This window comes from Clavibacter lycopersici (assembly GCF_003576405.1).
Classification (GTDB): Bacteria; Actinomycetota; Actinomycetes; order Actinomycetales; family Microbacteriaceae; genus Clavibacter; species Clavibacter lycopersici.
The window spans coordinates 1-508 of record NZ_QWGT01000532.1; the positions used below are offsets into that span (position 1 = coordinate 1).

Annotated in this window: 1 protein-coding gene and 1 pseudogene; one reads left to right on the top strand and one right to left on the bottom strand. The window is 78.3% G+C overall.

All coding sequences use genetic code 11. The annotated features are described in order from the left end of the window. Window positions 1-180: chorismate-binding protein (locus DZG00_RS16385; protein WP_199689851.1), on the top strand; the 180-nt coding region annotated here is incomplete at its 5' end. On the opposite strand, the pseudogene DZG00_RS17085 reads toward DZG00_RS16385, so the two are convergent. Next, window positions 177-508: pseudogene (locus DZG00_RS17085) on the bottom strand (hypothetical protein); the annotation flags it as partial. The gene DZG00_RS16385 and the pseudogene DZG00_RS17085 overlap by 4 nt on opposite strands.

Consider the following 508-nt stretch of genomic DNA (forward strand, 5'->3'; position numbering starts at 1 on the left):
GGCTGGGTCGCGGCCGACGGCGACGGCGAGTGGGCCATCGCGCTGCGGGGCGCCCAGGTGGATCCGTCGGGCGCCATCGTCGCGCACGCGGGCGCCGGCATCGTCGCGGGATCCGACCCCGTGCGCGAGCGCGCCGAGACGGCCATGAAGTTCCGGCCCGTCGTGGAGGCGCTGGGCTAGAGGGCGGTCGCGCCGGGCGCTTTCGCCTCCGCCGCCGTCGGGCGTCGGCGCAGCAGCGACGGCGCCGCGATCCCCGCGACGACCAGCGCCGCCATCCCTCCCACGACGATGCCCGCGACCGGGCCCACCGCGTCCACGACCGCGCCGACCGCGGCCGCCGCGAGCGCGACACCCGTGTTGACCGCCGTGTTGACCCAGGCCGACGCCTCGGTGCGCACCGACGGCGCGGTCTGGGCGTCGGCGAGGAGGAAGCCCGACACCATCGCGGGGGCGAGGGACAGGCCGACCGGGACGAGCGCGACGCCGAGCAGGACCAGGGCGAGGGCGT